The sequence below is a fragment of the Streptomyces sp. NBC_00102 genome, from assembly GCF_026343115.1.
Classification (GTDB): domain Bacteria; phylum Actinomycetota; class Actinomycetes; order Streptomycetales; family Streptomycetaceae; genus Streptomyces.
On the sequence record NZ_JAPEMC010000003.1, the window covers coordinates 306036 to 327067 of the forward strand.

At 70.1% G+C, this 21032-nt stretch carries 17 protein-coding genes and 1 pseudogene; 8 read left to right on the forward strand and 10 right to left on the reverse strand.

Annotated elements, in window-relative coordinates; all coding sequences use genetic code 11:
- Window positions 1-108: 108 nt before the first annotated feature.
- Together OHA55_RS31945 and OHA55_RS31950 are read right to left on the reverse strand one after the other, a co-directional pair.
- Window positions 109-2523 (reverse strand): glycoside hydrolase family 32 protein, encoded by a 2415-nt coding sequence (locus OHA55_RS31945; protein ID WP_266713112.1) that lies wholly within the window; start codon window positions 2521-2523, stop codon window positions 109-111.
- Between the two features lie 135 nt (window positions 2524-2658).
- Window positions 2659-3672 (reverse strand): carbohydrate kinase, encoded by a 1014-nt coding sequence (locus tag OHA55_RS31950; RefSeq protein WP_266713114.1) that lies wholly within the window; start codon window positions 3670-3672, stop codon window positions 2659-2661.
- Window positions 3673-3964: 292 nt separating this feature from the next.
- On the opposite strand from OHA55_RS31950, the gene OHA55_RS31955 reads away from it, so the two are divergent.
- The 4 genes from OHA55_RS31955 to OHA55_RS31970 are packed head-to-tail and all read left to right on the forward strand — an operon-like array spanning window position 3965 to window position 7914.
- Window positions 3965-4972 (forward strand): substrate-binding domain-containing protein, encoded by a 1008-nt coding sequence (locus OHA55_RS31955; RefSeq protein ID WP_266713116.1) that lies wholly within the window; start codon window positions 3965-3967, stop codon window positions 4970-4972.
- 5 nt (window positions 4973-4977) lie between these two features.
- Window positions 4978-5973: an ABC transporter permease gene (locus tag OHA55_RS31960; protein WP_266713118.1), complete on the forward strand. Its 996-nt coding sequence runs from the start codon at window positions 4978-4980 to the stop codon at window positions 5971-5973.
- Entirely contained in the window at window positions 5970-6836 is an 867-nt protein-coding gene (locus OHA55_RS31965; protein WP_266713120.1) for an ATP-binding cassette domain-containing protein, read from the forward strand. Before OHA55_RS31960 ends, OHA55_RS31965 begins: the two co-directional genes overlap by 4 nt.
- A gap of 49 nt (window positions 6837-6885) precedes the next feature.
- Window positions 6886-7914 carry a LacI family DNA-binding transcriptional regulator gene (locus OHA55_RS31970; RefSeq protein WP_266713122.1) on the forward strand — a complete coding sequence of 343 codons (1029 nt, stop codon included), beginning with the start codon at window positions 6886-6888 and terminating at the stop codon, window positions 7912-7914.
- Between the two features lie 65 nt (window positions 7915-7979).
- Here OHA55_RS31970 and OHA55_RS31975 read toward each other — a convergent pair whose 3' ends face one another.
- Window positions 7980-8711 (reverse strand): TetR/AcrR family transcriptional regulator, encoded by a 732-nt coding sequence (locus OHA55_RS31975; protein WP_266713124.1) that lies wholly within the window; start codon window positions 8709-8711, stop codon window positions 7980-7982.
- Between the two features lie 187 nt (window positions 8712-8898).
- On the opposite strand from OHA55_RS31975, the gene OHA55_RS31980 reads away from it, so the two are divergent.
- From OHA55_RS31980 to OHA55_RS31990, 3 genes are all read left to right on the forward strand, one after another.
- Window positions 8899-9366, forward strand: coding sequence for a nitroreductase family deazaflavin-dependent oxidoreductase (locus OHA55_RS31980; protein ID WP_266713126.1), 468 nt, complete (start codon window positions 8899-8901; stop codon window positions 9364-9366).
- Between the two features lie 129 nt (window positions 9367-9495).
- A complete protein-coding gene (locus OHA55_RS31985; protein ID WP_266713128.1) occupies window positions 9496-11103 on the forward strand; it encodes an LPXTG cell wall anchor domain-containing protein in 1608 nt (535 codons plus the stop codon).
- A 287-nt stretch (window positions 11104-11390) separates the two neighbouring features.
- Complete coding sequence (locus OHA55_RS31990) at window positions 11391-12350, forward strand: DUF389 domain-containing protein (protein WP_266713130.1); 960 nt, start codon at window positions 11391-11393, stop codon at window positions 12348-12350.
- Window positions 12351-12505: 155 nt separating this feature from the next.
- Here OHA55_RS31990 and OHA55_RS31995 read toward each other — a convergent pair whose 3' ends face one another.
- The gene (locus OHA55_RS31995) at window positions 12506-13738 is read right to left on the reverse strand and encodes a geranylgeranyl reductase family protein (protein ID WP_266713132.1); all 1233 of its coding nucleotides are present in this window, start codon (window positions 13736-13738) and stop codon (window positions 12506-12508) included.
- Window positions 13739-13933: 195 nt separating this feature from the next.
- Here OHA55_RS31995 and OHA55_RS32000 point away from each other — a divergent pair, with 195 nt between their 5' ends.
- Window positions 13934-15298 (forward strand): dipeptidase, encoded by a 1365-nt coding sequence (locus OHA55_RS32000; RefSeq protein ID WP_266713134.1) that lies wholly within the window; start codon window positions 13934-13936, stop codon window positions 15296-15298.
- A gap of 69 nt (window positions 15299-15367) precedes the next feature.
- Here OHA55_RS32000 and OHA55_RS32005 read toward each other — a convergent pair whose 3' ends face one another.
- From OHA55_RS32005 to OHA55_RS32030, 6 genes and pseudogenes are all read right to left on the reverse strand, one after another.
- A complete protein-coding gene (locus tag OHA55_RS32005) occupies window positions 15368-16420 on the reverse strand; it encodes an NUDIX hydrolase (RefSeq protein ID WP_266713562.1) in 1053 nt (350 codons plus the stop codon).
- 879 nt (window positions 16421-17299) lie between these two features.
- A protein-coding gene (locus OHA55_RS32010; RefSeq protein WP_266713136.1) for an IS3 family transposase occupies window positions 17300-18551 on the reverse strand; the annotation gives its coding sequence in 2 pieces (ribosomal slippage) (window positions 17300-18259 and window positions 18261-18551; 1251 coding nt in all).
- 51 nt (window positions 18552-18602) lie between these two features.
- Window positions 18603-19114, reverse strand: a pseudogene (locus tag OHA55_RS32015) (IS5 family transposase); the annotation flags it as partial.
- Window positions 19115-19168: 54 nt separating this feature from the next.
- Entirely contained in the window at window positions 19169-19573 is a 405-nt protein-coding gene (locus OHA55_RS32020; RefSeq protein WP_266713138.1) for a hypothetical protein, read from the reverse strand.
- On the reverse strand, window positions 19570-20424 hold the full coding sequence (locus OHA55_RS32025; RefSeq protein WP_266713140.1) for an IS5 family transposase: 855 nt from the start codon (window positions 20422-20424) through the stop codon (window positions 19570-19572). The genes OHA55_RS32020 and OHA55_RS32025 overlap by 4 nt, the downstream gene beginning before the upstream one ends.
- 187 nt (window positions 20425-20611) lie before the next feature.
- Window positions 20612-20941 carry a hypothetical protein gene (locus tag OHA55_RS32030; RefSeq protein WP_266713142.1) on the reverse strand — a complete coding sequence of 110 codons (330 nt, stop codon included), beginning with the start codon at window positions 20939-20941 and terminating at the stop codon, window positions 20612-20614.
- Window positions 20942-21032: the final 91 nt, after the last annotated feature.

A 21032-nucleotide genomic window follows, 5' to 3' on the forward strand; every position in this document is an offset into this window, starting at 1 on the left:
CCCGGGCGTCCGGCGCGAACGCGGGTCGGGGGAAGGCTCCGGGCCGGTCAAGTCGATGGCCCATGACCTGATGGAACATCACCTGTCGACCAGTCACATAATGGACGGTCAGCCGATGGTCAGGTTCTGTGCGACGGTGTTCGCCGCGAAGCTGTTCACGCCGAACAGGCCACTGGTGTACGTGGTGTCGGTCGCGTCGATGACGGGCTCGGAGCCGTTGTCGAGCCAGACACGGATGCGGGATCCGTCCGTCCGTACCTTCAGGTGGTAGGTGCGGCCCTCGACGACGGAAGTGGCGTACGTCGCGATGTCCTTGCCGGGGCGCCAGAGTTTGACCACGCCGCTGGTGTCGATGTTCGCCGTGTAGCCGACTCCGTCGGAGCCGGCCCGGAAGGTCAGGCCGGTGGCGGTGCCGTTGGTGACGGACAGGTCGCCCTCGTAGGTGAAGTCGGTGCCGGCGCGGTCGCTGAGGTAGAAGCCGTTCTGCGCGGAGGCGCCTCCCAGACCGGCGGGTGTGACCGTCCAGTTGCCGCCGCGCGGTGTCCATCTCCCCGCGGAGAAGGCGGAGAAGCCCGCCGTACCGGTGTTCAGGTTCTGCACCGTCGCCGTGCCGTCGTACACGTTCACGCCGAACAGGCCACTGGTGTACGTGGTGTCGGTGGTGTCGATGACGGGCTCGGAGCCGTTGTCGAGCCAGACCTGGATGCGGGAGCCGTCGGTCCGCACCTTCAGGTGGTAGGTGCGTCCTGGGGTGATCGGTGCCGAGTGGACGGCGATGTCCTTGCCTGGGCGCCAGAGCTTGACCACACCGCTGGTGTCGAGAGTCGCCGTGTAGCCGGCGCCGGAGGCGTTGGCGCGAAACGTCAGGCCACCGGCGTGCGCGGTGTCCAGCGTGATGTCACCCTGGTAGACCGCGTCGCCACCGGTGCCGGCGCTCATGTAGAAGCCGTCGCCAACGGTGGTGGCGCGCTTGCCGGTGGTGACGTCGCTCCAGGTGCCGCCCGCCGCGTGCCAGGGGCCTTTGAGGTTGCTGAGCAGAGTGGACTGGGCCGTGCCCCAGCTGGTGTTGAGGCGGGTGAAGGTCGCGCTGTCCAGTTTCACCTTGCCGCCGTCGGCGAAGAGCCGGATGCCCTGGCTGTCGGCCGCGGAGTCGAAGTCGGCGTTGTCGGACAGGGAGTACCGCCCGCCGTCGGCGAACGTCTCCAACTGACCCCGGTCCACCAGGAGTCGGATGGCGATCTTGCCGTTCACGGGCCGCAGCGGCTTGCCCTGGAGGGTCTGTGCCCGGGTGTCGTAGACCACGCTGCGGTCGGCGGTGCCGTCGGAGCGGGCGTGCAGGTCGAAGCCGAACCGCTGCGCGCTCGTCCCCTTCACGTCGAACTGCGCGGTGATCTCGTAGGTGTCGGCCTTGATGTCCCCGAAGAGGTTGCCGGCCTTGGCCGAGTCGACCGTCTCGTTCTTCCAGCTCCTGGTCTCCGACCCCAGCGAGGCGAGTTCGGCGACCGGGGTACGGGTGATCCGGGGGCCGTCCGGAGTGCTGACCAGGCCGAGGGAGACCGGGAAGGTCGCGTTGCCGGTCCAGGTGCTGCCGTGGTTGCCGCCCTGCCAGGCCATCTGCACCGTGCGCCCGTCCGGCGTGTTGGTGAACGTCTGCGCGGCGTAGAAGCTGCCGCCGGCGTACGTCGTGCCCTGGTCCATCTGCTGCGGGGCGGTCCAGTCGGTGCTGAACGTCGTGCCGTCGAAGGATCCGACGACGTACTGGCTGGAGGCGGAGGTCAGCACCCAGCGCTGCTGACCGGTCCTGCCGTCGAGGGCCAGCGGATACATGTCGGGACATTCGAAGAGCCAGGGGGCCTTGAAGCGGCTGGCGAAGGTCCAGTCCAGCAGGTTGGGCGAGGTGTAGATGTTCACCCCGTTGCCGTCCTGGTCCGACCAGACGACCATGGTCCAGCGGTGGCGGGCCGCGTCCCAGAACACCTTGGGGTCGCGGCTCTCGGACGGTATCTGGATCTGCTTGCGGCCCTTGTCGTACGCCTGGAAGGTCTGGCCGTTGTCGTTGCTGTAGAACACGCTGACGCCGTCGGTGTTGGAGAAGACCACGATCGGATCGAGGGATCCGGTCTTCAGCCCCGAGGTGTTGTCCTTGTCGACGACGCCACCCCCGGAGAAGAGGGTGCCGGGGTGCACCTCGGGCTCCAGCGCGATCGGCTTCTGGGTCCAGTGCACCAGGTCGGGGCTGGTGGCGTGCCCCCAGTGCATGGTGTCCCAGGCCAGGCCGTGCGGGTTGTGCTGGTAGAAGAAGTGGTAGACCCCGTTCGCGTACACCAGTCCGTTCGGATCGTTCATCCAGCCCGACTGCGAGCTGAAGTGGAACTGGCCGCGGAACGGCTCGCTGTACGTGGTCGACGGATACGGGAACTCGGGATAGTCCCCGATGGTCCCGGCCACCGCGGAGGTGCCCGGAACCAGCGCGACCAGGCCCGCTATCAGGGCGACGAACAGCGCCCCGACTCTTCGGCGCATGTGACCCACTCTCTCTGCAGGAAGGCGCATGAGTGTCATCGTTGACATCTGTCATCGATGACATCCGATCGATGACAGATGATGGGCCCCCACCGGAAGCCCGTCAACGCTCCGAACAGGATCCGTTCCGTCCCGTCATGACGGGACGGACACCCCCGCGTCGCTGTGCCCGTCCGCCATCCGGTGCGCCCACGGCGGGTTGGGGCCGGCGACCGCGCAGGTCAGGGCCGCCACCCGGACCGCGTACGCGCAGGCGTCCCACACCCCTTCCCGGTCCAGCCGTTCGAGCCGGCCGCCCAGCAGACCGCGGCCCCCGAGGTGGTGCAGGAGCCCCGCGGTGAAGGCGTCCCCGGCGCCGACCGTGTCGACCACCCGGACGGGCACACCGGGTACGCGGACCCGCCGGCCGTCGAGCGAGGCGAGGGCACCGTGTGCGCCGAGGGTGATCACCACCAGACGGGCTCCCGCTTCGTGGAAGCCGTCGCAGGCCGCTTCGACCGTGGTGCCCGGCGACACGGCGTCGAGGTCGTCCTGGCTCAGTCGCAGGATGTCCGCCACCGCGCACCAGCCGGGGAGCCGGTCGCGGTACGTCTGCGGGTCGACCAGAGCGGGCCTGACGTTGGGGTCGATGCTGACCGTGGAGTGCCGGCGCGCCCCGGTCAGCAACTCCTCCACCAGCGAGCCGCCCGGCTCGCGGACCAGGGCGAGCGAACCGGTGTGCACACAGGCCGAGTCGCGCAGATCCGCGGCGGCCAGCTCCGCCCGCGTCCACTGCCAGTCGGCGGCGCCCTCGGCGTGGAAGGAGTACGAGGCCTGGCCGCCCGCGTCGAGATCGGCGACGGCGAGGGTGCTCGGCTCGGCGGCGGTGGGCGCGTCGGACAGGTCGACCCCGGACTCCAGCAGCCGGGTGCGGAACAGGCGGCCGAAGACATCGCCCGACAGCCTCGCCATCAAGCGGGTCGGCGTACCGAGACGGGCCAGGCCCACGGCGGTGTTGGCCGGACCACCGCCCGGCAGGACGCGCAGACGCATGCCCTCTTCGTCCGGCGACGGGGCCGACGGGCTGCCGCCCGGGGGCGTGGATCCGAGGTCGGCGAAGACGTCGGCGACACACTCTCCCAGCACGGTGACCTGACGCGGTGTCTGCATGGGTGAACCCTCCAGGTGGGACGGGGAATCGGGCGTTCGCGGGCCGCGTCCGCCGCGCGAACCGGAGGGGCGCGGCACCGGGGATCGGCCCTTCACTCGGTCAACTTGCTTTCCGCGCAAGGCATTGACGTCGGTGGACCGGGAGTCCATCATCCTCCGCAAGCGGTGTCAACGATGACATGTGTCAACGATGACACCGCGACGGTCACGTACTCCGGCACGCCTCCGCCACCCCACGCCCTTGGGCACGCCTCCGCCACCCCACCCCACCGCTTCCCACAGGAGTCGCACCATGTCCCGTAGAGCCCGTCCGGTCCTCGCCCTCGGCGTCGCCGGCCTCACCCTGTCCCTGGCCGCCTGCGGATCCGGTTCGGGCGCCGCCGACGACTCCTCGTCCGGCGGCAAGGTGAAGGTCGGCCTGATCACGAAGACGGACACCAACCCGTACTTCGTGAAGATGAAGCAGGGTGCCGAGCAGGCCGCCAAGAGCGCGGACGTCGAACTGACCACCGCTGCGGGAAAGTTCGACGGGGACAACGCCGGTCAGATCACCGCGCTGGAGAACATGGTCGCTGCCGGGGTCAAGGGAGTGCTGATCACCCCCAACGACTCCAAGGCCATCGTCCCGGCGATCGCCAAGGCCCGGGCCAAGGGCGTGCTCGTCATCGCCCTGGACACGCCTCCGGAGCCGCAGAGCGCCGTCGACGCGCTGTTCGCCACCGACAACGTGAAGGCCGGTGAGCTGATCGGCGCCTACGCCAAGGCCGCGATGGGCGGCAAGCCGGTGAAGATCGCCACGCTGGACCTGGCCCCCGGTGTGTCGGTCGGCGTCCAGCGGCACGACGGGTTCGTCAAAGGCTTCGGCATCGACGCCTCCGACCCGTCGATCGTCTGCTCCCAGGACACCGGCGGCGACCAGGCCAAGGGGCAGACGGCCATGGAGACGTGCCTGCAGAAGGCACCCGACGTCAATCTGGTGTACGCGATCAACGAACCCGCCGCGCTCGGCGCGTACACCGCCATCAAGGCCAAGGGCCGCGAGAACGACGTCATGATCGTGGCGATCGACGGCGGCTGCGCCGGGGTGGCGGCGGTCAAGGAGGGCAAGATCGCGGCCACTTCGCAGCAGTACCCCCTCAAGATGGCGGCCGACGGCGTGAAGGCGGTCGTCGAGTACGCCAAGTCCGGCAAGAAGGACACCGGTTACACCGACACCGGGGTCAAGCTCATCACCGACGAGCCGCAGACCGGCGCCGAGTCCGAGGACACCGGCTTCGGTACGCAGAACTGCTGGGGCTGAGCCGCATGACCACCTCCGCTCCGCTCGCCGTACGCGCCGACGGGCCGGCCGCTCTGCGCCGGCTCCTCTCCTCACCGTCCGCCGGGCCGCTGGCGGCCCTGATCCTCGCGTCGGTGTTCTTCTCCACGGCCACCGACCAGTTCCTCTCCGGCGGCAACTTCTCGCTGATCCTCCAGCAGGTCATGGTGGTCGGCACCCTCGCCATCGGGCAGACGCTGATCATCCTCACCGCGGGGATCGACCTCTCCTGCGGCGCGGTCATGGCCTTCGGCGGCATCCTCATCGCCAAACTGGCCGTAGAGGGTCCGCTGCCGCCGCTGCTCGCCATCGCCCTGGGAATCCTGGCCTGCGCGGGATTCGGCCTGGTCAACGGGGTGCTGGTGCGCGTCGTGCCGCTGCCGCCGTTCATCGTGACGCTGGGAATGCTCAATGTCGCCTTCGCGCTGACCCACATCTACTCCGAGGAACAGACGGTCACCGGCCTTCCCGGACCGCTCACCGTGCTGGGCCGGACGTTTCCGCTCGGCAGGACCGACGTCACCTACGGTTCGCTGGTCACCGTCGCGCTCTTCCTCGGCTTCGCCTACGCGCTGAGCAGTACCGCCTGGGGCAAGCACGTGTACGCCCTCGGCAACAGCGCGGAGAGCGCCCGGCTCAGCGGCATCCGGGTGTCCCGGCTGACCGTGGGGGTCTACACGATCGCCGGGCTGGTCTACGGGATCGCGGCGCTGCTGCTGGTCTCCCGTACCGGTGTCGGCGACCCGCAGGCCGGCCAGACCGACAACCTCGACAGCATCACCGCGGTCGTGCTCGGCGGTACGAGCCTGTTCGGGGGGCGCGGCACGGTGCTCGGCACCCTCGTCGGCGTACTCGTCGTCGGCGTGTTCCGCAACGGCCTCCAGCTGATGGGCGTCTCGTCCGTCTACCAGACGCTGGTCACCGGCGTTCTGGTCATCCTGGCGGTCACCGTCGACCAGCTCTCACGAAAGGGGACCCGATGACCGGCCCCGGCCCGGCCGCCTCCCGGCCCGCACCCCGGAGCGGCCCCACCCCCGTGCTCAGCGCGCGCGGGCTGAGCAAGCGCTACGGGCACGTGACCGCCATCGACGGGGCCGACTTCGAGCTCATGCCCGGTGAGGTCCTGGCCGTCATCGGTGACAACGGCGCGGGCAAGACGAGCCTGATCAAGGCACTCACCGGCGCCCTGGTGCCGGATGCCGGGGAGATCCGGCTGCACGGCGAGCCGGTCCGGTTCACCGGACCGCAGGACGCCCGCGCACGCGGTATCGAGACGGTGTATCAGGACCTGGCCGTCGCCGCGTCCATGGACATCGCCTCCAACATGTTCCTCGGCCGGGAGGTCCGCCGCCCGGGTGTGCTCGGTTCGGTGTTCCGCATGCTCGACAAGAGGGCGATGCGCGAGGAGGCGGCCGCGTACCTGGCCGAACTCAAGGTCGGTGTCGGTTCGTTGTCCCAGCCGGTGGAGACGCTCTCCGGCGGTCAGCGGCAGGCCGTGGCCGTCGCACGGGCGGCCGCCTGGGCCCGCAGCGTCGTGGTGATGGACGAGCCGACGGCCGCCCTGGGGGTGAAGGAGTCGGGCCAGGTCCTCGACCTCATCCGCCGGGTCCGCGACAAGGGGGTGCCCGTGATCCTCATCAGCCACAACATGCCGCACGTCTTCGAGATCGCCGACCGTGTGCACGTCCACCGGCTCGGGCGGCGCGAGGCCGTGATCAGACCTTCGGACTACTCCATGGCGGAAGTCGTGGCCATCATGACGGGCGCGCTGAGCGTGCGTCCGGACGGGGGTACGGTCGTGGCGGACAGCGACGCCGCCTCGGCTGCCGGGGTGCGGGGCAGCTGACCCGCCGTCTTGGACATCCGAGGGGGCGCCCTCCAGGAAAAGGTGGTCCATGGCATCGTCGTCCCGCAGACCGACCCTCGCGGACGTCGCCCGTGAGGTCGGCGTCAGTGCCAAGACGGTCTCCCGGGTCCTCAACGAGGACGGCCCCAGCTCTCCGGAGACCAGGAAGCGCGTCCTGGCCGCCGTGGCGATGCTGGGCTTCCAGCCCAATCTGATGGCCAGGAGCATCCGGGTGGGCGGCCCCGACACCACGGTCGGCCTGGTGGTTCCGGACCTCGGCAACCCGTTCTTCGGCGCTGTCGCGGGAGGCATCGAGGAGGCCGTGCGCGGCCGCGGGCTGACACTCCTGATGGGCTCGTCCGACGACGACCCGGAGCGGGAACACACGCTGATCGCCACGTTCCTGGCCCGTAGGGTCAGCGTCCTCATGGTCGCGCCCGCGGTGGGCGCGGACCACTCCCACCTCAAGACGCACCGGGCGGCAGGGATGCCCGTCGTCTTCCTGGACCGGCCCGGCAGCGGGCTCACCGCGGACACCGTGGTCAGCTCCAACCGTTCCGGTACGCGGGAGGGCGTCGCCCATCTGACAGCCCGCGGGCACCGCCGGATCGGCTTCATCGGCGACCTGCCGGCACGCCTGTACACCCGCCGTGAACGAATAGCCGGGTACCGCGCGGCCCTCGCCGAGGCGGGACTGCCCCACGACCGGGCGCTGGTCGCGGACGCACACGACCCCGAAGGGGCCGCCCGGGCGACGGCGCGGCTGCTGGCTCTCCCGGACCCGCCGACCGCGCTTCTTTCGGGCAACAACGTCATGACGATCGGTGTGCTGACCGAGCTCTCCCGCAGCCGCCGCAAGGATCTCGCGGTCGTCGCCTTCGACGACGTCCCGATGGCCGGCATCCTCGATCCCGGACTCACCGTGGTCGCCCAGAACCCGGTAGCCATGGGCGAGCTGGCGGGCGCCCTCGCGATCGAACGCCTCGACGGGGACCGCTCGCGGGGGCGCACCGTCACGGTGGAGACCCGTCTGGTGCCCCGTGGTTCGGGGGAACTCCCCGCTCCCGGTCACGGGTGATCCGGACAGGTGATCCGGACAGGTGATCCGGACAGGTGATCCGGACAGGTGATCCGGCCGGGAGCTCACCCTTGGGAAGGCTCGTCGTACCGCTCGGCGGGCACCGTGAGGCCGACCGAGTGCGCGAGCCCGTCGGCCGCCTGGCAGAAGAGCGCCTCCCGGTCCTCCACCACCCCGTTGAACTGGCCGAAGACCTCGAAGGAGACGAGCCCGAAGAGCTGCGCCCAGGCGATGACGAGTGCGGCGGCATTGGCCGGGGGCAGGTCCGGGGCGAGCTCGGCCGCCATCCGGACCGCCTCGGGGCGCACCGCGGCGGAGAGCGGCGGAGTGGTGACACCCTCGCCCCGGTGGGCCTCGCGGACCAGGCCGATGAGGACGAGTCCGACGCGGGAGGCCGGGGCGACGGTGTCCTGGGGTGCCACGTACCCGGGTACGGGCGAACCGTGGATCAGGGCGTACTCGTGGGGGTGGGCGAGGGCCCATTCCCGTACGGCGCGGGCGGCGGCCGTCCAGGCGACTGCCGGGGAGCCGTCCGGGCGGGCGGTCGCGTCGCGGGCCGCCTTTTCGGCGGCTTCGCCGACGGCGTCGTAGGCGTCGACGATCAGCGCCGTCAGGAGTTCGTCGCGGCTCGGGAAGTAGCGGTAGAGCGCCGAGGAGACCATGCCCAGCTCGCGGGCGACGGCCCGCAGCGAGAGCCTGGAGGCACCCTCCGCCGCGAGCTGGACCCTCGCCTCGTCCTTGATGGCGGCCGTGATCTCGATACGGGCGCGTTCCCTGGCTCCCTTGATGGCACTCATGACGCCCATTCTGCCACGCGGGGGGATCACCGGACAGAAACGAGAGCACTGCTCTTGCGAAGTCGTGCACGCGGGAGCACACTGATCTCAACAGAGAGCACCGCTCTCGAAAGCTCGGCACAGCTCGGCACAGATCGACGGCGCTCGTAGAAGCCGCACCACTTCGCGTTCAGGGACTGGGGACACCATGTCGCAGGCACAGCCGTACTACTTCAGAGCCGGTGCGATCGGCACCCGTTTCAACAGTGTGGTCGGGTGGCTCGCCCGCCACGGCTTCAGCCTCCTCGGCACGGCGGAGATGTCCGTACGGGGGCGCAAGAGCGGCAAAATGCAGCGGGTCCCGGTGAATCCGCACGTCCACGACGGCGAGCAGTACCTGGTCTCGGCCCGCGGCCACTCCCAGTGGGTGCGCAACATGCGGGCGGCGGGCGGCGGCGAGCTGCGGGTGGGGCGCAGAACGCGTACCTTCACCGCGGTCGAGATCGCGGACGACGAGCAGAAGGTACGCGTCGTCCGCGCCTATCTGAAGCGCTGGGGCTGGGAGGTGAACCAGTACTTCCGGGGCATCACCGCCACGTCGACGGACGCGGAACTGCTGGCGGCCTGCCCCGACCACCCGGTCTTCCGGATCACGGTGGAGGAGCGCGGCGCCTGACGGTCGTGCGCGCCGTGGACGCGGAAAGAGCGCCATGGACGCGGAAGCCAGCACAACCATCCGTGGGCCGGAGTGGTCACACCGGGCGACCGGTGTACCAACTCCGGCCGACGGAAAGGGAAACACGAGATGTCATCAGTACGCCTGCGCGGCTGGCCCGCGGTACTCACCGCTGCGGCCGTCGCGTTGCTCCCGGCCCTTGTGGCGGCGCCCGCGGCCCACGCCGAGGGCGGCCCCGCTCTGACACTCGTGGCCAACCACAGCGAGGTGGGGCTTCCCCAGCCGGCCGTTCGGGGGGACTCCTCGCAGATCGGCTGGGGCATGGAGGGCGAGGCCGGCGGAAGCACCGCCACGGACGTGGTCGTCAAGGTCGACGTCTCCGGCATCTCCGGGTTCGCCGATGTCACCGGCCTCTCCTGCGTGGACGACATCTGCTCCTGGCCGAGCCGGGACATCGCCCCCGGCACGTCCACCGGCGGCATCGTGGACGTCAACGCCAAGCCGGGCGCCGCGCTCGGCACGACGGGCACCGCACGGCTCTTCGCCACCTCGTCCAACGCCACCGTCGCGGAGACGAGCGTCAAGCTCACCGTCGGCGCGGTGGACCTCGGCATCGCCCGTATCCCGGACACGACGGACGCGGCCCCCGGCTCGACCCTCGCCGCTCCGATCACGGTGTCCAACTCCGGTTCCCTGACCGCCGACGCCGTGACCCTGTCGCTCGCCGCCACCCCCGGTCTCGGATTCGCCGAGAAGTTCGCCAACTGCACGTACGGGAAGTCCACGACGATCCCCTCGGCACACGGACATTCCCTGGACACCGCCGTGTGCCGCATCGCCACGCCGGTCGAGCCGGGCAAGGCGTACCGGCTCTCCTCGCAGGTCGGCATCGAGGTGGAGCCGACGGCGCTCTACGAGTTCGTCGACTACGGGATCGAAGCCGTTTCCTCCTCCGTGCCCAAGGCCGCCGCCGCGGACGGACCGGTGCTCCGACTCGTCGAGAGCGGCACGCCGCCGGTCGTGCGGACCGATCACGCCCAGTGGCGGATCGATGCCGACAACACCGCCGACATCGAGCTCACCGGCTCCACCGCGAACGCTGTCCCGGGCGACGAGGCCGTGCTGACGGCGAAGGTCCGCAACAACGGTCCCGCGACCTTCAACCTACTGAACTCCGACGCTCAGATCGGCGTACTGGTGGAGATACCCAAGGGCACCACCGCCGTCAAGATCCCGTCGGAGTGCGGCGTGTGGACGGGTGCCGCCATGGGCGAACCCACGCCGGGAGCCGACGAATACATGTGTGAGGTCGAATCGCCCTTCACCGTCGGCGAGACCCTGGAGCTGCCGTTCACCGTCATGGTCGAGCAGGGCGCTCCCGCCACCACCTCGGGCGACGCCACCGTGAAGACGGTGTGGGGAGGCGCGCTGGACGCGGACGCCGACAAGGCGAACAACACCGCGAAGATCACGCTGAAGACCACGGCCTCCACCGCCACTCCGGGTTCCACCGGCCCGTCGTCGGACGCGAATGCCGCCGGTACCGGAGCGCCGGCCGCGTCGGACACGCCCGCAGCGGCCGCTTCGGGCACCCCGAACGCCTCGGGGACCATGGCGTCGACGGGCAGCGGTTCCACCCCGGCGATCGCGGCGGCCGGCGCCCTGGCGCTGATCGCGGGTGGCGCGATCGCCCTCGTGGCCCGCAGGCGCAAGGCCCGCACCGGAGAGGCGGCCTGACCCGGCCCGCCCAGCCCGCGTACGCCGTGCCTGGCTCGTGGCGGGAGCACGGATGACCGTGGTCCCGCCCCGGCCGGCCGCCGTGCCTGACGGCCGGTTCGGTCCGCCCCGGCCGGCGGCGGCCTGTCGGCGCCGCCCCGGCCGGGGACCGGGGAGGTTTGTGGCACTCCCCTTTCGATTCCGGCTCGGACCACGAGGTATAAGAGGTCCGACGGCTTTCCGCCGTTCGAACCAACCCCTCACGGCCCGGACACGCGCGTCCCGGTCCGCCCCGGAAGGCCGGCCCCGTGCTGCATCTGCGTCTGATCGTTCCGGTCGAACACACGGACGAGGTGGTGAAGCTGCTCGACAGCAGCGTGGGCACCGCCCATCTCGTCGTGCTGCCGGACGCCGCCCGGTCACCCGCCGGTGACCTGGTGCTCTGCGACGTGGCCCGGGAGTCGGGTGACGAGCTGATCGGCGGGCTGCGCCGGCTCGGCATCGACCGCACGGGCTCCATCACGGTCGAGAAGCTGGACCTGACCCTCTCCGAGCACGCCGACCGGGCCGAGGAACAAGCACCGGGCGAAGGTGCTGACGCGGTGCTGTGGGAGGAGCTGACGGAGGTCACGCACGAGGAGTCGACCTTCAGCGTCACCTACGTCGCGTTCCTGACGATCGCCACCATGCTCGCAGCGGTCGGCGTGATGCTGGACAACGCGATCCTGATCGTCGGCGCGATGGTGGTGGGACCCGAGTTCGGACCGCTGGCCGGTGTCTCCACCGCCTTGGTGCAGCGGGCGCCCCGGCTGGTGGCGCGCTCGCTGGCGGCGCTCGTCGGCGGGTTCGCTGCGGCGATGGTGATGACCGCCGGATTCGCGTGGCTCATGGACGCCTTCGGCCTGTTCACGAGGACGATGGTCGAGGCGGACCGGCCGAACACCTCGTTCATCTGGCAGCCGGACCGGATGTCGTTCGTCGTGGCGTTCCTCGCGGGGATCGCCGGGACCCTGTCCCTCACCTCGTCGAAGTCCGCCGCGCTGATCGGGGTGACCATCTCGGTGACCACGGTACCGGCGGCGGCCAACGCGGCGGTGGCCTTCAGCTACTCCGACTACGCGCAGACCACCGGCTCCTCGGAGCAACTTCTGGCCAACCTCGGCGGCATCGTGGTCGCCGGTACCCTCACCCTCCTCACGCAGAAGGCACTCTGGGCGCTTCAACTGCGCCGGGCCCGGGCCGCCGGCGCGGGCCGGGGCCGCGACTGACCGGCCGTCGGCCCCCACGGGGCGGAACGTGGTGCGGCCCCGCCCCCTCGGCACCTGTGGCGGATCCCTGCCGGGGGCGCGTGCCCCGGCAGGGATCCGCCGGACACCGCCCGGCCGCCGGGGCGCGGCAGGGCCGGCCCCGGTGCGGGGGCGGGTCAGCCGTTCTCGGCCGCGCGGCGGTCCATCACCGAGAGCGCGCGGTGTGCCAGCGGGTGCGTACGCACCAGTTCGGCCAGTGACGTGGTCCCCCGGGTGATCCCGGCGAACGCCTTCCAGGCGGGCCTGAAGGTCGTGAGCACAGCGTGCAGGACTCCGGGACGGCGCTCGAAGAGCTTGAGCATCCGGCGTCCGACGTTCATCTCGACGCCGAGTCCCGCCTTGATGGCGAAGGCGTAGTTGAGCGCCTGGCGCCGGGCGTCCACCGCGTCGCGGGCCTCGGCGATGCGTACGGCCCACTCCCCCGCGAGCCGTCCCGAGCGGAGTGCGAAGGAGATGCCCTCGCGGGTCCAGGGCTCCAGGAGGCCCGCCGCGTCTCCGCAGACCACGACCCGGCCCCGGGACAGCGGCGAGTCCTCGCTGCGGCAGCGGGTGAGGTGGCCGGAGGAGATCTTCGGCTCGAAGCCGGCCAGCCCGAGGCGGGCGACGAAGTCCTCCAGGTACCGCTTCGTCCCGGCGCCGTCGCCCCGGGCGGAGATCACGCCGACGGTCAGCGTGTCGCCTTTGGGGAAGACCCAGCCGTAACTACCGGGCATCGGGCCCCAGTCGATGAGTACGCGGCCCGCCCAGTCCTCGGCAACCGTCTCGGGGACGGGGATCTCCGCCTCCAGGCCGAGGTCGACCTGATCGAGCTTCACCCCGACGTGGGCGCCTATGCGTCCGGCACTGCCGTCGGCGCCGACGACGGCCCGCGCGAGTACCGTCTCGCCGCCGGCCAGCACCACCGCGACGGTGCGCCGGTCGGGTACGGACGAGCCGTGCTGCTCGACCCGCGCGACGGAGGCACCCGTTCGGAGCTCGGCGCCGGCTTTCTGCGCCTCCTCGACCAGCTGGGCGTCGAACTCGGGCCGGTTGATGAGGCCGAAGAGCATCCGCTTCGACTTGCGGGTGCGCACCAGCTTCCCGTTGAGGGAGAAGGTGACGGCGTGCACCCGGTCGCGCAGGGGAAGTTCGAATCCCGGCGGGAGCGAATCTCGCGAATATCCGATGATTCCGCCGCCGCATGTCTTGTAGCGGGGCAGCTCCGCCTTCTCCAGCAGCAGGACCCGACGGCCCGCGACGGCTGCCGCGTATGCCGCGGAGGCACCGGCGGGCCCTGCACCGACTACCACGACGTCCCACACCGACGACTCTTCGTGCTCACGCCCGGCGTCTGCGTTCTCGCTGCTCACGATGTGCTTCTGCTCCCGATCCGACCAGTTGCCCCAGCTACTGACGGCATCCTACGGCGCGTTCCGGCCAGGGTCCGCTGTGGGAGGATCGGCAGTGATTTCGTCGTACGGACAACGCCGGACAAACGGCGTCGTCCACGGCCGCGCACGACCTGCGCCGCCGCACCCGGCACCGCACTACGAAGGAGCCTGCTCATGACCGCCCGTCCGATCCCCGAAACCGTTGCCTCGCTGATGCCCCGCGCCAAGGCGGAGCTGAGCGAGCTGGTGGCGTTCCAGTCGGTGGCGGATCCCGCGCAGTTCCCGAAGAGCGAGTGCGAGGCCGCGGCCGGCTGGGTCGCCGACGCGCTCACCGCGGAGGGCTTCCAGGACGTCGCGCTGCTGGACACGCCCGACGGCACCCAGTCCGTGTACGGATACCTCCCCGGCCCGGCCGGTGCCCCGACCGTACTCCTCTACGCCCACTACGACGTGCAGCCGCCGCTCGACGAGTCGGCCTGGCTCTCCCCGCCGTTCGAGCTGACCGAGCGGGACGGACGCTGGTTCGGCCGGGGTACGGCGGACTGCAAGGGCGGCCTGATCATGCATCTGCTCGCGCTGCGCGCCCTCAAGGCGAACGACGGCGTGCCGGTCGGCGTGAAGGTGATCGCGGAGGGGTCCGAGGAGCAGGGCACCGGGGGGCTGGAGCGGTACGCGGAGGAGCACCCGGAGCTTCTCGTCGCGGACGCGATCGTCATCGGCGACGCGGGCAACTTCCGGGTCGGTCTGCCGACCGTCACCGCGACCCTGCGCGGGATGACGATGCTGCGTGTGACGCTCAACACCCTTGAGGGAAACCTGCATTCCGGCCAGTTCGGCGGCGCGGCCCCGGACGCGCTCGCCGCGATGATCCAGCTGCTCGCCTCGCTGCGCGCCGAGGACGGTACGACGACGGTGGACGGGCTCACCGGGGACGCCTCCTGGGACGGGCTGCAGTACCCGGAGGAGGACTTCCGCAAGGACGCGAAGGTGCTGGACGGGGTGGAGCTGATCGGCGCGGGCACGGTCGCCGACCGTATCTGGGCGCGGCCGGCGGTGACCGTGATCGGGATCGACTGCCCGCCGGTCGTCGGTGCCACGCCGTCCGTCCAGGCGAGCGCGCGGGCGCAGGTCAGTCTGCGGGTGCCGCCGGGCCAGGACGCCGCCGAGGCGACGAAGCTGCTGACCGCGCACCTGGAGTCGCACGCCCCGTGGGGCGCGCGCGTCACCGTCGAACAGGTGGGCCAGGGCCAGCCGTTCCGTGCGGACGTGACGAGCCCGGCGTACACCTCGATGGCGGCGGCCATGCGGATCGCGTACCCCGGCGAGGAGATGCAGACGGCGGGCATGGGCGGGTCGATCCCGCTCTGCAACACGCTGGCGCAGCTGTATCCGGAGTCGGAGATCCTGCTCATCGGGCTGAGTGAGCCCGAGGCGCAGATCCACGCGGTGAACGAGAGCGTCTCACCCGAGGAGCTGGAGCGCCTCGCGGTCGCGGAGGCGCTGTTCCTGCAGAACTACGCGGCGTCCCGGCAGGGCTGACGGGCACACCGCCCACCGGCACACGGCGCGGGGCAGGCCCCGTCTTCGGGGCCGGCCCGCGCCGTTCGCTCAGCCGACCGGCGCGCCGGCCTCCAGGTTGAGCACGGTTGAGCGTTCGCGGGCCCTGAGCGCCCAGCGCAGGCGGGTGTAGCGGGTCGGCGGGAGGAGGGCTGCGGCCTCCTCCTCGGTGACGAAGCGCCAGTCCCGCAGTTCGGAGTTCTGGAGACGCAGCCCAGCGGCGTCCTCGTCCCGCAGCACCCCGCCGTCGAAGAGGAACCGCAGGCCGCCGTAGCCGGGCGGTCTCGGTGCCTCCCAGTCGACCACGAGCAGCGCGGGCTCGGTGGCCAGGACGAGGCCGATCTCCTCGGCCACCTCCCGGACTCCCGCCCTGGCCGGTGCCTCGCCCTTCTCGACTATCCCGCCGGGAAACTCCCAGCCCGCCTTGTAGGTGGGGTCGACGAGGAGGACCCGGCCGCGTTCGTCGAAGAGGAGGACCCCGGCGGCGACGGTTTCGGCGGTGGGGGCCGGGTTCTGGACGATCCCGCACTCCCCCGCGACGCCGGTGCGTACGGCTTCCTCGATCCGCAGCGCGGTCTCGCGCGGCGAAAGGCCGCCGGTGTCGATGACGTGGGCGTCGGCGGTGAGCCACGGGAGGGCCGCGCGGTAGGGCTCGATGTGGTCGAGACACCAACTGCGGGTGCGCAGGCTCCGCTCGGGGTCCGCGGAGAGCTCGGGGTCGGGGTGCTCCTGCCGCGCCGAGATCCGTCGGCGCAGGATCGTTTCCTCGGGGCGGAGCAGCACATGGTGGACGGGGATGCGGCGGGCGGCGAGCCCGCCGAATATCTCGTCCCTGTACTCCTGCCGCAACAGCGTCATCGGCACCACGAGGGTGCCGGGCACCTCGGCGAGCAGAGCCGCCGCGGTGTCCACGACCAGGCGCCGCCAGATGGGGAGGTCCTGGAAGTCGGTCACCTCCGCCAGTCGTTTCTGGGGCAGCAGCCCGCGCAGCGCCGCGCCGGTCAGCCCGGGGTCGTACAGCGTGCTGTTCGGGATCAGATCGAGCAGTTCGCAGGCCGCGCCTGTCTTGCCCGCACCGAACGCACCATTGACCCAGACGACAATCACGAGTACTCCAAGACCGGAAGGCCGCTGACCAGCGGCGGAGCGGGTTTGCCGGTTCATCTGGGAGAGGTGTGGGAAATGGGGGTGTCCACAGCCCGGCTCCTACAACCGACTTCTCCCAGACCCTCTGGAGATACCCAGCGATCCGTTCTTCCATCGCGCTCGTCACCTCGCTGTACGTTCCCTCCAGTCTGGGCAGCTCATGCCGGCTGGTGACCGCACGGGCGGTGGCGATGGTGACCTTGCGCCGGAGCCGCCGCAACCGCACCAGGGCTCGCCCTCCTCATCGGGAACGGTTCCGCGCAAGCGGCCGAGCGCGGCAGCCGGCTCTCCTCCCAGCTGGTGGGCGGGGTCGAGAACTCCGTGCGCGAGCTGGACGACACCGACGGAAGCACCGCAGGCCCGTTCTGGGCGGGCGGGCTGTGGCAGAGCGTCGCCAGAGTCGTCGCCAACGCCCGTGATGGCAGCGCCGCCGGCCGCCGCCTGCCCCGCGCTGGACGCCGACGGACAGGTGGGTGACGGCAAGCTGTGAGCCCGCGCGGACGAGGGCGATGACCCGGCCGATACCCAAGGTGGCTCCGGCGACCAACGCAGTCCAGCAGACAGTGCTCAGGCGTGTTCTCTCTCCTCCCGGGGGGGGGCCGTCGGGGAAGGCCCCCCGGGAGGGCCGCTCCGTGAGGGCACCCGTGCGGTGATGCCGTCGGGTACGCGGGCGGGGTGACAACTGGGTCACGACCCGGTTCAGGGACACCAGAGGCGTTCAATTGGCACGACAGGTCGGCGACCTGCTTCGCACCGCGAAGCCTTCAGGTCTAGGGAGAGGGGAAGCAGCCCGGTGAAATCGCGGCTGGCTGAACCGCCCCGGGTTCGGTAGAGACTTCATATTGCGGTTGTGACCTGGGGTTTCGTGGTCGCGCGGTAGTAGTTGGTCTCGTATTCGACGGGTGGGATGTGCCCTATTTCACCGTGGAGCCGGCGGTGGCAGTACCAGTCCACCCACTCCGCGGTAGCGAGCTCGACCTGGGAAAGAGTCCTCCAGGGGCGCCCCGGTTTGATCAGCTCGGTCTTGAACAGGCCGATCGCGGACTCCATGAGGGCGTTGTCGTAGGCGTCGCCGACCGAGCCGATCGAGGCGGCGATGCCGGCGGCTGCCAGGTGCTCGGCGAGCCGGAAGCTCGTGTACTGCGACCCGGCATCGGAATGATGTATCAACTCGCCGCGCCGGTGGGGGTGTTCATCGCGGTCGCGTTGCCACAGGGCCATGTCCAGAGTGTCCAGGACGAGCTTGGTCTCCTTCGATGTGGCAGCGGACCAGCCGACGATCCGGCGGGAGAAGGTGTCGACGACGAAGGCGACGTAGACGACCCCCGACCAGGTCTTGACGTGGGTGAAGTCGGCGACCCAGTAGCGGTTGGGGGCCGACGCGACGAACTTGCGGTCCAGCAGGTCCGGTGCCCGCTCGACGCTGCTGTCCTGGATCGTGGTGATGACCTTCCTTCCGCGGACGGCGCCGGTGATGCCGAGCTCGCGCATGAGACGTTCGACGGTGCACCGGGCCACGGTGTGGCCCTGTCGGTGCAGCTCGCGCCAGACTTTCCTGGCGCCGTAGACACGGTAGTTGGCCTCGTGGACCTCGGTGATCGCGTCCTTGAGGACGGCGTCCCGCACCTGTCTGGCCGAAGGTTCGGCGGCGCGTTTCTTCGCCGCGTAGTAGGTGGAGGGGGCGATCTTGCAGTCGTGCTCGGCGAGTACGCGGCAGATCGGCTCGACACCGCCGAAGCGGGCCCGGTGCTCGTCGATGAACGCTACGAGCGTGTGTGTGCCGGTCGAGCTCGGCCGCGAAGAAAGACGCCGCAGCCTTCAGGATGTCGTTCGCGCGGCGCAATTCGGCGTTCTCCTTCTTCAACGCCTTCATCGCCGCGGACTCCTCCGACGTCGTGCCCGGACGCTGCCCGGAGTCGATCTCGTCCCGCCTGACCCAGTTCCGCAGGGTCTCGGCCGAACCGATACCGAGCTTCTGGGCGACCGCCCGCACGGCAGCCGACTCGTTCGGGTAGTCACCGCGGACCTCGCCGACCATACGAACCGCTCGTTTGCGCAGCTCAACGGGATAAGAGGAAGGGCGTGCCATGACTCAATCCTTTCACGGAATTGAGTCTCCACTCGACCCGGGGCGGTTCAGGGTGACGTCGTTGACGTTCGCCGCAGTCGTGATCACCTTGAGTGGGGTGCCGCGTCCGTCGCAGATCAAGTGGTGTTTGCTGCCCGTCTTCCGCCGGTCGACCGGCGACGGGCCGGTGTCGGCGCCCCCTTTTTCGCGCGGATGTGGGAACCATCCACGCACGCCCGCGACCAGTCGAGCTCACCGGCCGCGTTCAACTCCGCGAGCAGAACCCGGTGCAGCCGGTCGAAGACCCCGGCCTTCTGCCACCGGTCCAGACGACGCCAGCAGGTCTGCCCTGAACCGAACCCCAGCTCCAGCGGCAGGAGTTGCCAGGCTATGTCGTTGTAAAGGACGAACAGGATGCCCTGGAGACAGAGCCGATCCGACACCGGCCTCGGCCCCGGAGACCGCTCCGGCCACGGCGGCAGCAACGGCTCGACCAGAGCCCACAACTCATCGTCCACGATCCACGGTCGAGTACCCACACCCTCACGAACGGCCGAATTATCCGGTAACGCCCTACCAGCCATCATTCACAAGATTGTGTTACGAGCTCTAACGGATCTTGTTGTTCTCAGAGGGCGTTAAGTCCGTTTCTGGTAGCGGCCTCGTCCGGGTTGGGTGAGGAAGCCTTGGCGGGTGAGGCGTCCGAGGCGGCTGCGGGTGACGTTCATGGCCGGGTCGTCGGTGGGCATGCCGAGGAGTTCGTGCAGTTCCCGGACTCGGAATGCCTGGTCGGGGTGCTGGTTGAAGGCGTTCACGATGGCTTGGTAGGTGGTGGCCTGTTCGGGCGGATCGAGCTCGCCTCCGGTGCCGGTCGGCACCATTTCGGCGATGACCTTTCGGGTGGTGGCCAGGTCCGCGAGACGCGCTTCGGTCTCGGCGAGTGCGCCGGTCAAGTCCTCGACCTGACTGCGGAGTTCATCGGCACGGGCAACGGCTTCGTCGTGGCGGGCCTGGAGATCCGTCAGGAACTCGGTGATGTTCACGCGGCCGTCCTGAGGGTGTCGCGCCAGGTGGGGGTGGGTGTGGTGAGGCGACGGGACATGTTCGCGGTGGAGGCCCAGTAGACGCGTGAGGCGGAGGTGTCGGGCCGGTGGTCGTACTCGCGGGCCAGTCGCCGGTGCAGCATCAGGGTGCCGTTGACCTGCTCGACCACCCACCGTTTCGGCTGCGGGACAAAGCCCTTGCCCTTGTCGGCCGGGTTGCGGCGCACCACCTCGACGGTGATGTCCAGCAGTGCCCCGTGGATGATGACTTCGTCCTTGAAGCCCTGGTCCACCAGGGCCTTCTCCAGACGGTTCCCGCACCGTTCAGCGGCCTGGTCGAGCAGGGCGGTGCCTGCGGCGTTGTCGTGGGCGGAGGCGGCCAGGACGACGACGCCGATGATCAGCCCCAGCACGTCGACGGCCAGTCCCCGCTTGCGCCCCGGCGTCCTCTTGTTCACATCCAGTCCCGTCGTGGTCTTCGGGACACCCGCGGCCGCACGCACGGACTGGGTGTCGATGACCACGAGGGACGGGTCCTCTAATCGGCGGGCTTTCTCCCGTACCTGACAGCGCAGGAGTTCCTGGATCCGCTGGTCGAGGCCGTCCTGGCGCCAGAGCGTGAAGTAGTAGAACACCGCCGACCAGGCCGGCAGATCGTGGGGCAGATAGCGCCACTGACAGCCTGTCCGGTTCTGGTAGAAGGTCGCGTTCACGACCTCCCAGAGATCACAGGTCCCGGGGTCTCCGGTCGCCGACCGCCTCACCCGGTCCCGCTTCCAGGCCGTGATCATCGGCTCGATCAACGCCCAATGCTCGTCCGACAAGTCACTCGGATACGGTCTTCGGTCCATGCCCGCATCCCAGCATGCACATGGCGAACGGCTGGCTCGTACGGCGATCAGTCCCACGATCGAGCGATCACGAACCGAGGAAGATCGGACTTAACGCCCTCTCAAGGGATATCCGGAATGGCCCCGATGAGGTGAAGCAGCCATAGATGTGACTGCTTCACCTCATCGGGGTAGAGAGTGGGCCCAGTCAGAGGACGAGGATCGTCGCCCAGAGTGCCCACAGTGCCAACGCAAGAACGAGTACGGCTCCTCCGCTGAGCCAACGGCCGACCCAGGCGAGAGTTCTCGGTCCCGCCATCCCGGTTCGCAGCGCCCGCTGGGCCAGCAGGTGGCTGAGCTGGCGGGACACGAACAGCGCACTCGGCACTGCAGGGATCAGAGAGAGCGCGACCGGCAGATACGGATCACCGGCTGGGATGCTCAGGAGCAGCAGGAGCATCCCGACTCCGAGGAGAGCCGCAACCACGAACCAGAACCATGAGCGGAGCGCCAGTGCGGCCGCTCCTGGGTTCCACACGCTGTTCGCATCTCGGCGATGGATCTTTCCGGGCCGGGCCTGGAGCAGGTCTGATACCGCCTTGTCGGATTCAGCGGCAGATAGTGCTGCC

What these genes read in the sequence shown, in the direction of transcription:
- OHA55_RS31955 (WP_266713116.1), top strand. Translation starts at nt 3,965, where the DNA reads ATGTCCCGTAGAGCCCGTCCGGTCCTCGCCCTCGGCGTCGCCGGCCTC.
- OHA55_RS31960 (WP_266713118.1), top strand. Translation starts at nt 4,978, where the DNA reads ATGACCACCTCCGCTCCGCTCGCCGTACGCGCCGACGGGCCGGCCGCT.
- OHA55_RS31975 (WP_266713124.1), bottom strand. Translation starts at nt 8,711, where the DNA reads ATGAGTGCCATCAAGGGAGCCAGGGAACGCGCCCGTATCGAGATCACG.
- OHA55_RS31950 (WP_266713114.1), bottom strand. Translation starts at nt 3,672, where the DNA reads ATGCAGACACCGCGTCAGGTCACCGTGCTGGGAGAGTGTGTCGCCGAC.
- OHA55_RS31980 (WP_266713126.1), top strand. Translation starts at nt 8,899, where the DNA reads ATGTCGCAGGCACAGCCGTACTACTTCAGAGCCGGTGCGATCGGCACC.
- OHA55_RS31965 (WP_266713120.1), top strand. Translation starts at nt 5,970, where the DNA reads ATGACCGGCCCCGGCCCGGCCGCCTCCCGGCCCGCACCCCGGAGCGGC.
- OHA55_RS31985 (WP_266713128.1), top strand. Translation starts at nt 9,496, where the DNA reads ATGTCATCAGTACGCCTGCGCGGCTGGCCCGCGGTACTCACCGCTGCG.
- OHA55_RS31970 (WP_266713122.1), top strand. Translation starts at nt 6,886, where the DNA reads ATGGCATCGTCGTCCCGCAGACCGACCCTCGCGGACGTCGCCCGTGAG.
- OHA55_RS31945 (WP_266713112.1), bottom strand. Translation starts at nt 2,523, where the DNA reads ATGCGCCGAAGAGTCGGGGCGCTGTTCGTCGCCCTGATAGCGGGCCTG.
- OHA55_RS32025 (WP_266713140.1), bottom strand. Translation starts at nt 20,424, where the DNA reads ATGGACCGAAGACCGTATCCGAGTGACTTGTCGGACGAGCATTGGGCG.
- OHA55_RS32000 (WP_266713134.1), top strand. Translation starts at nt 13,934, where the DNA reads ATGACCGCCCGTCCGATCCCCGAAACCGTTGCCTCGCTGATGCCCCGC.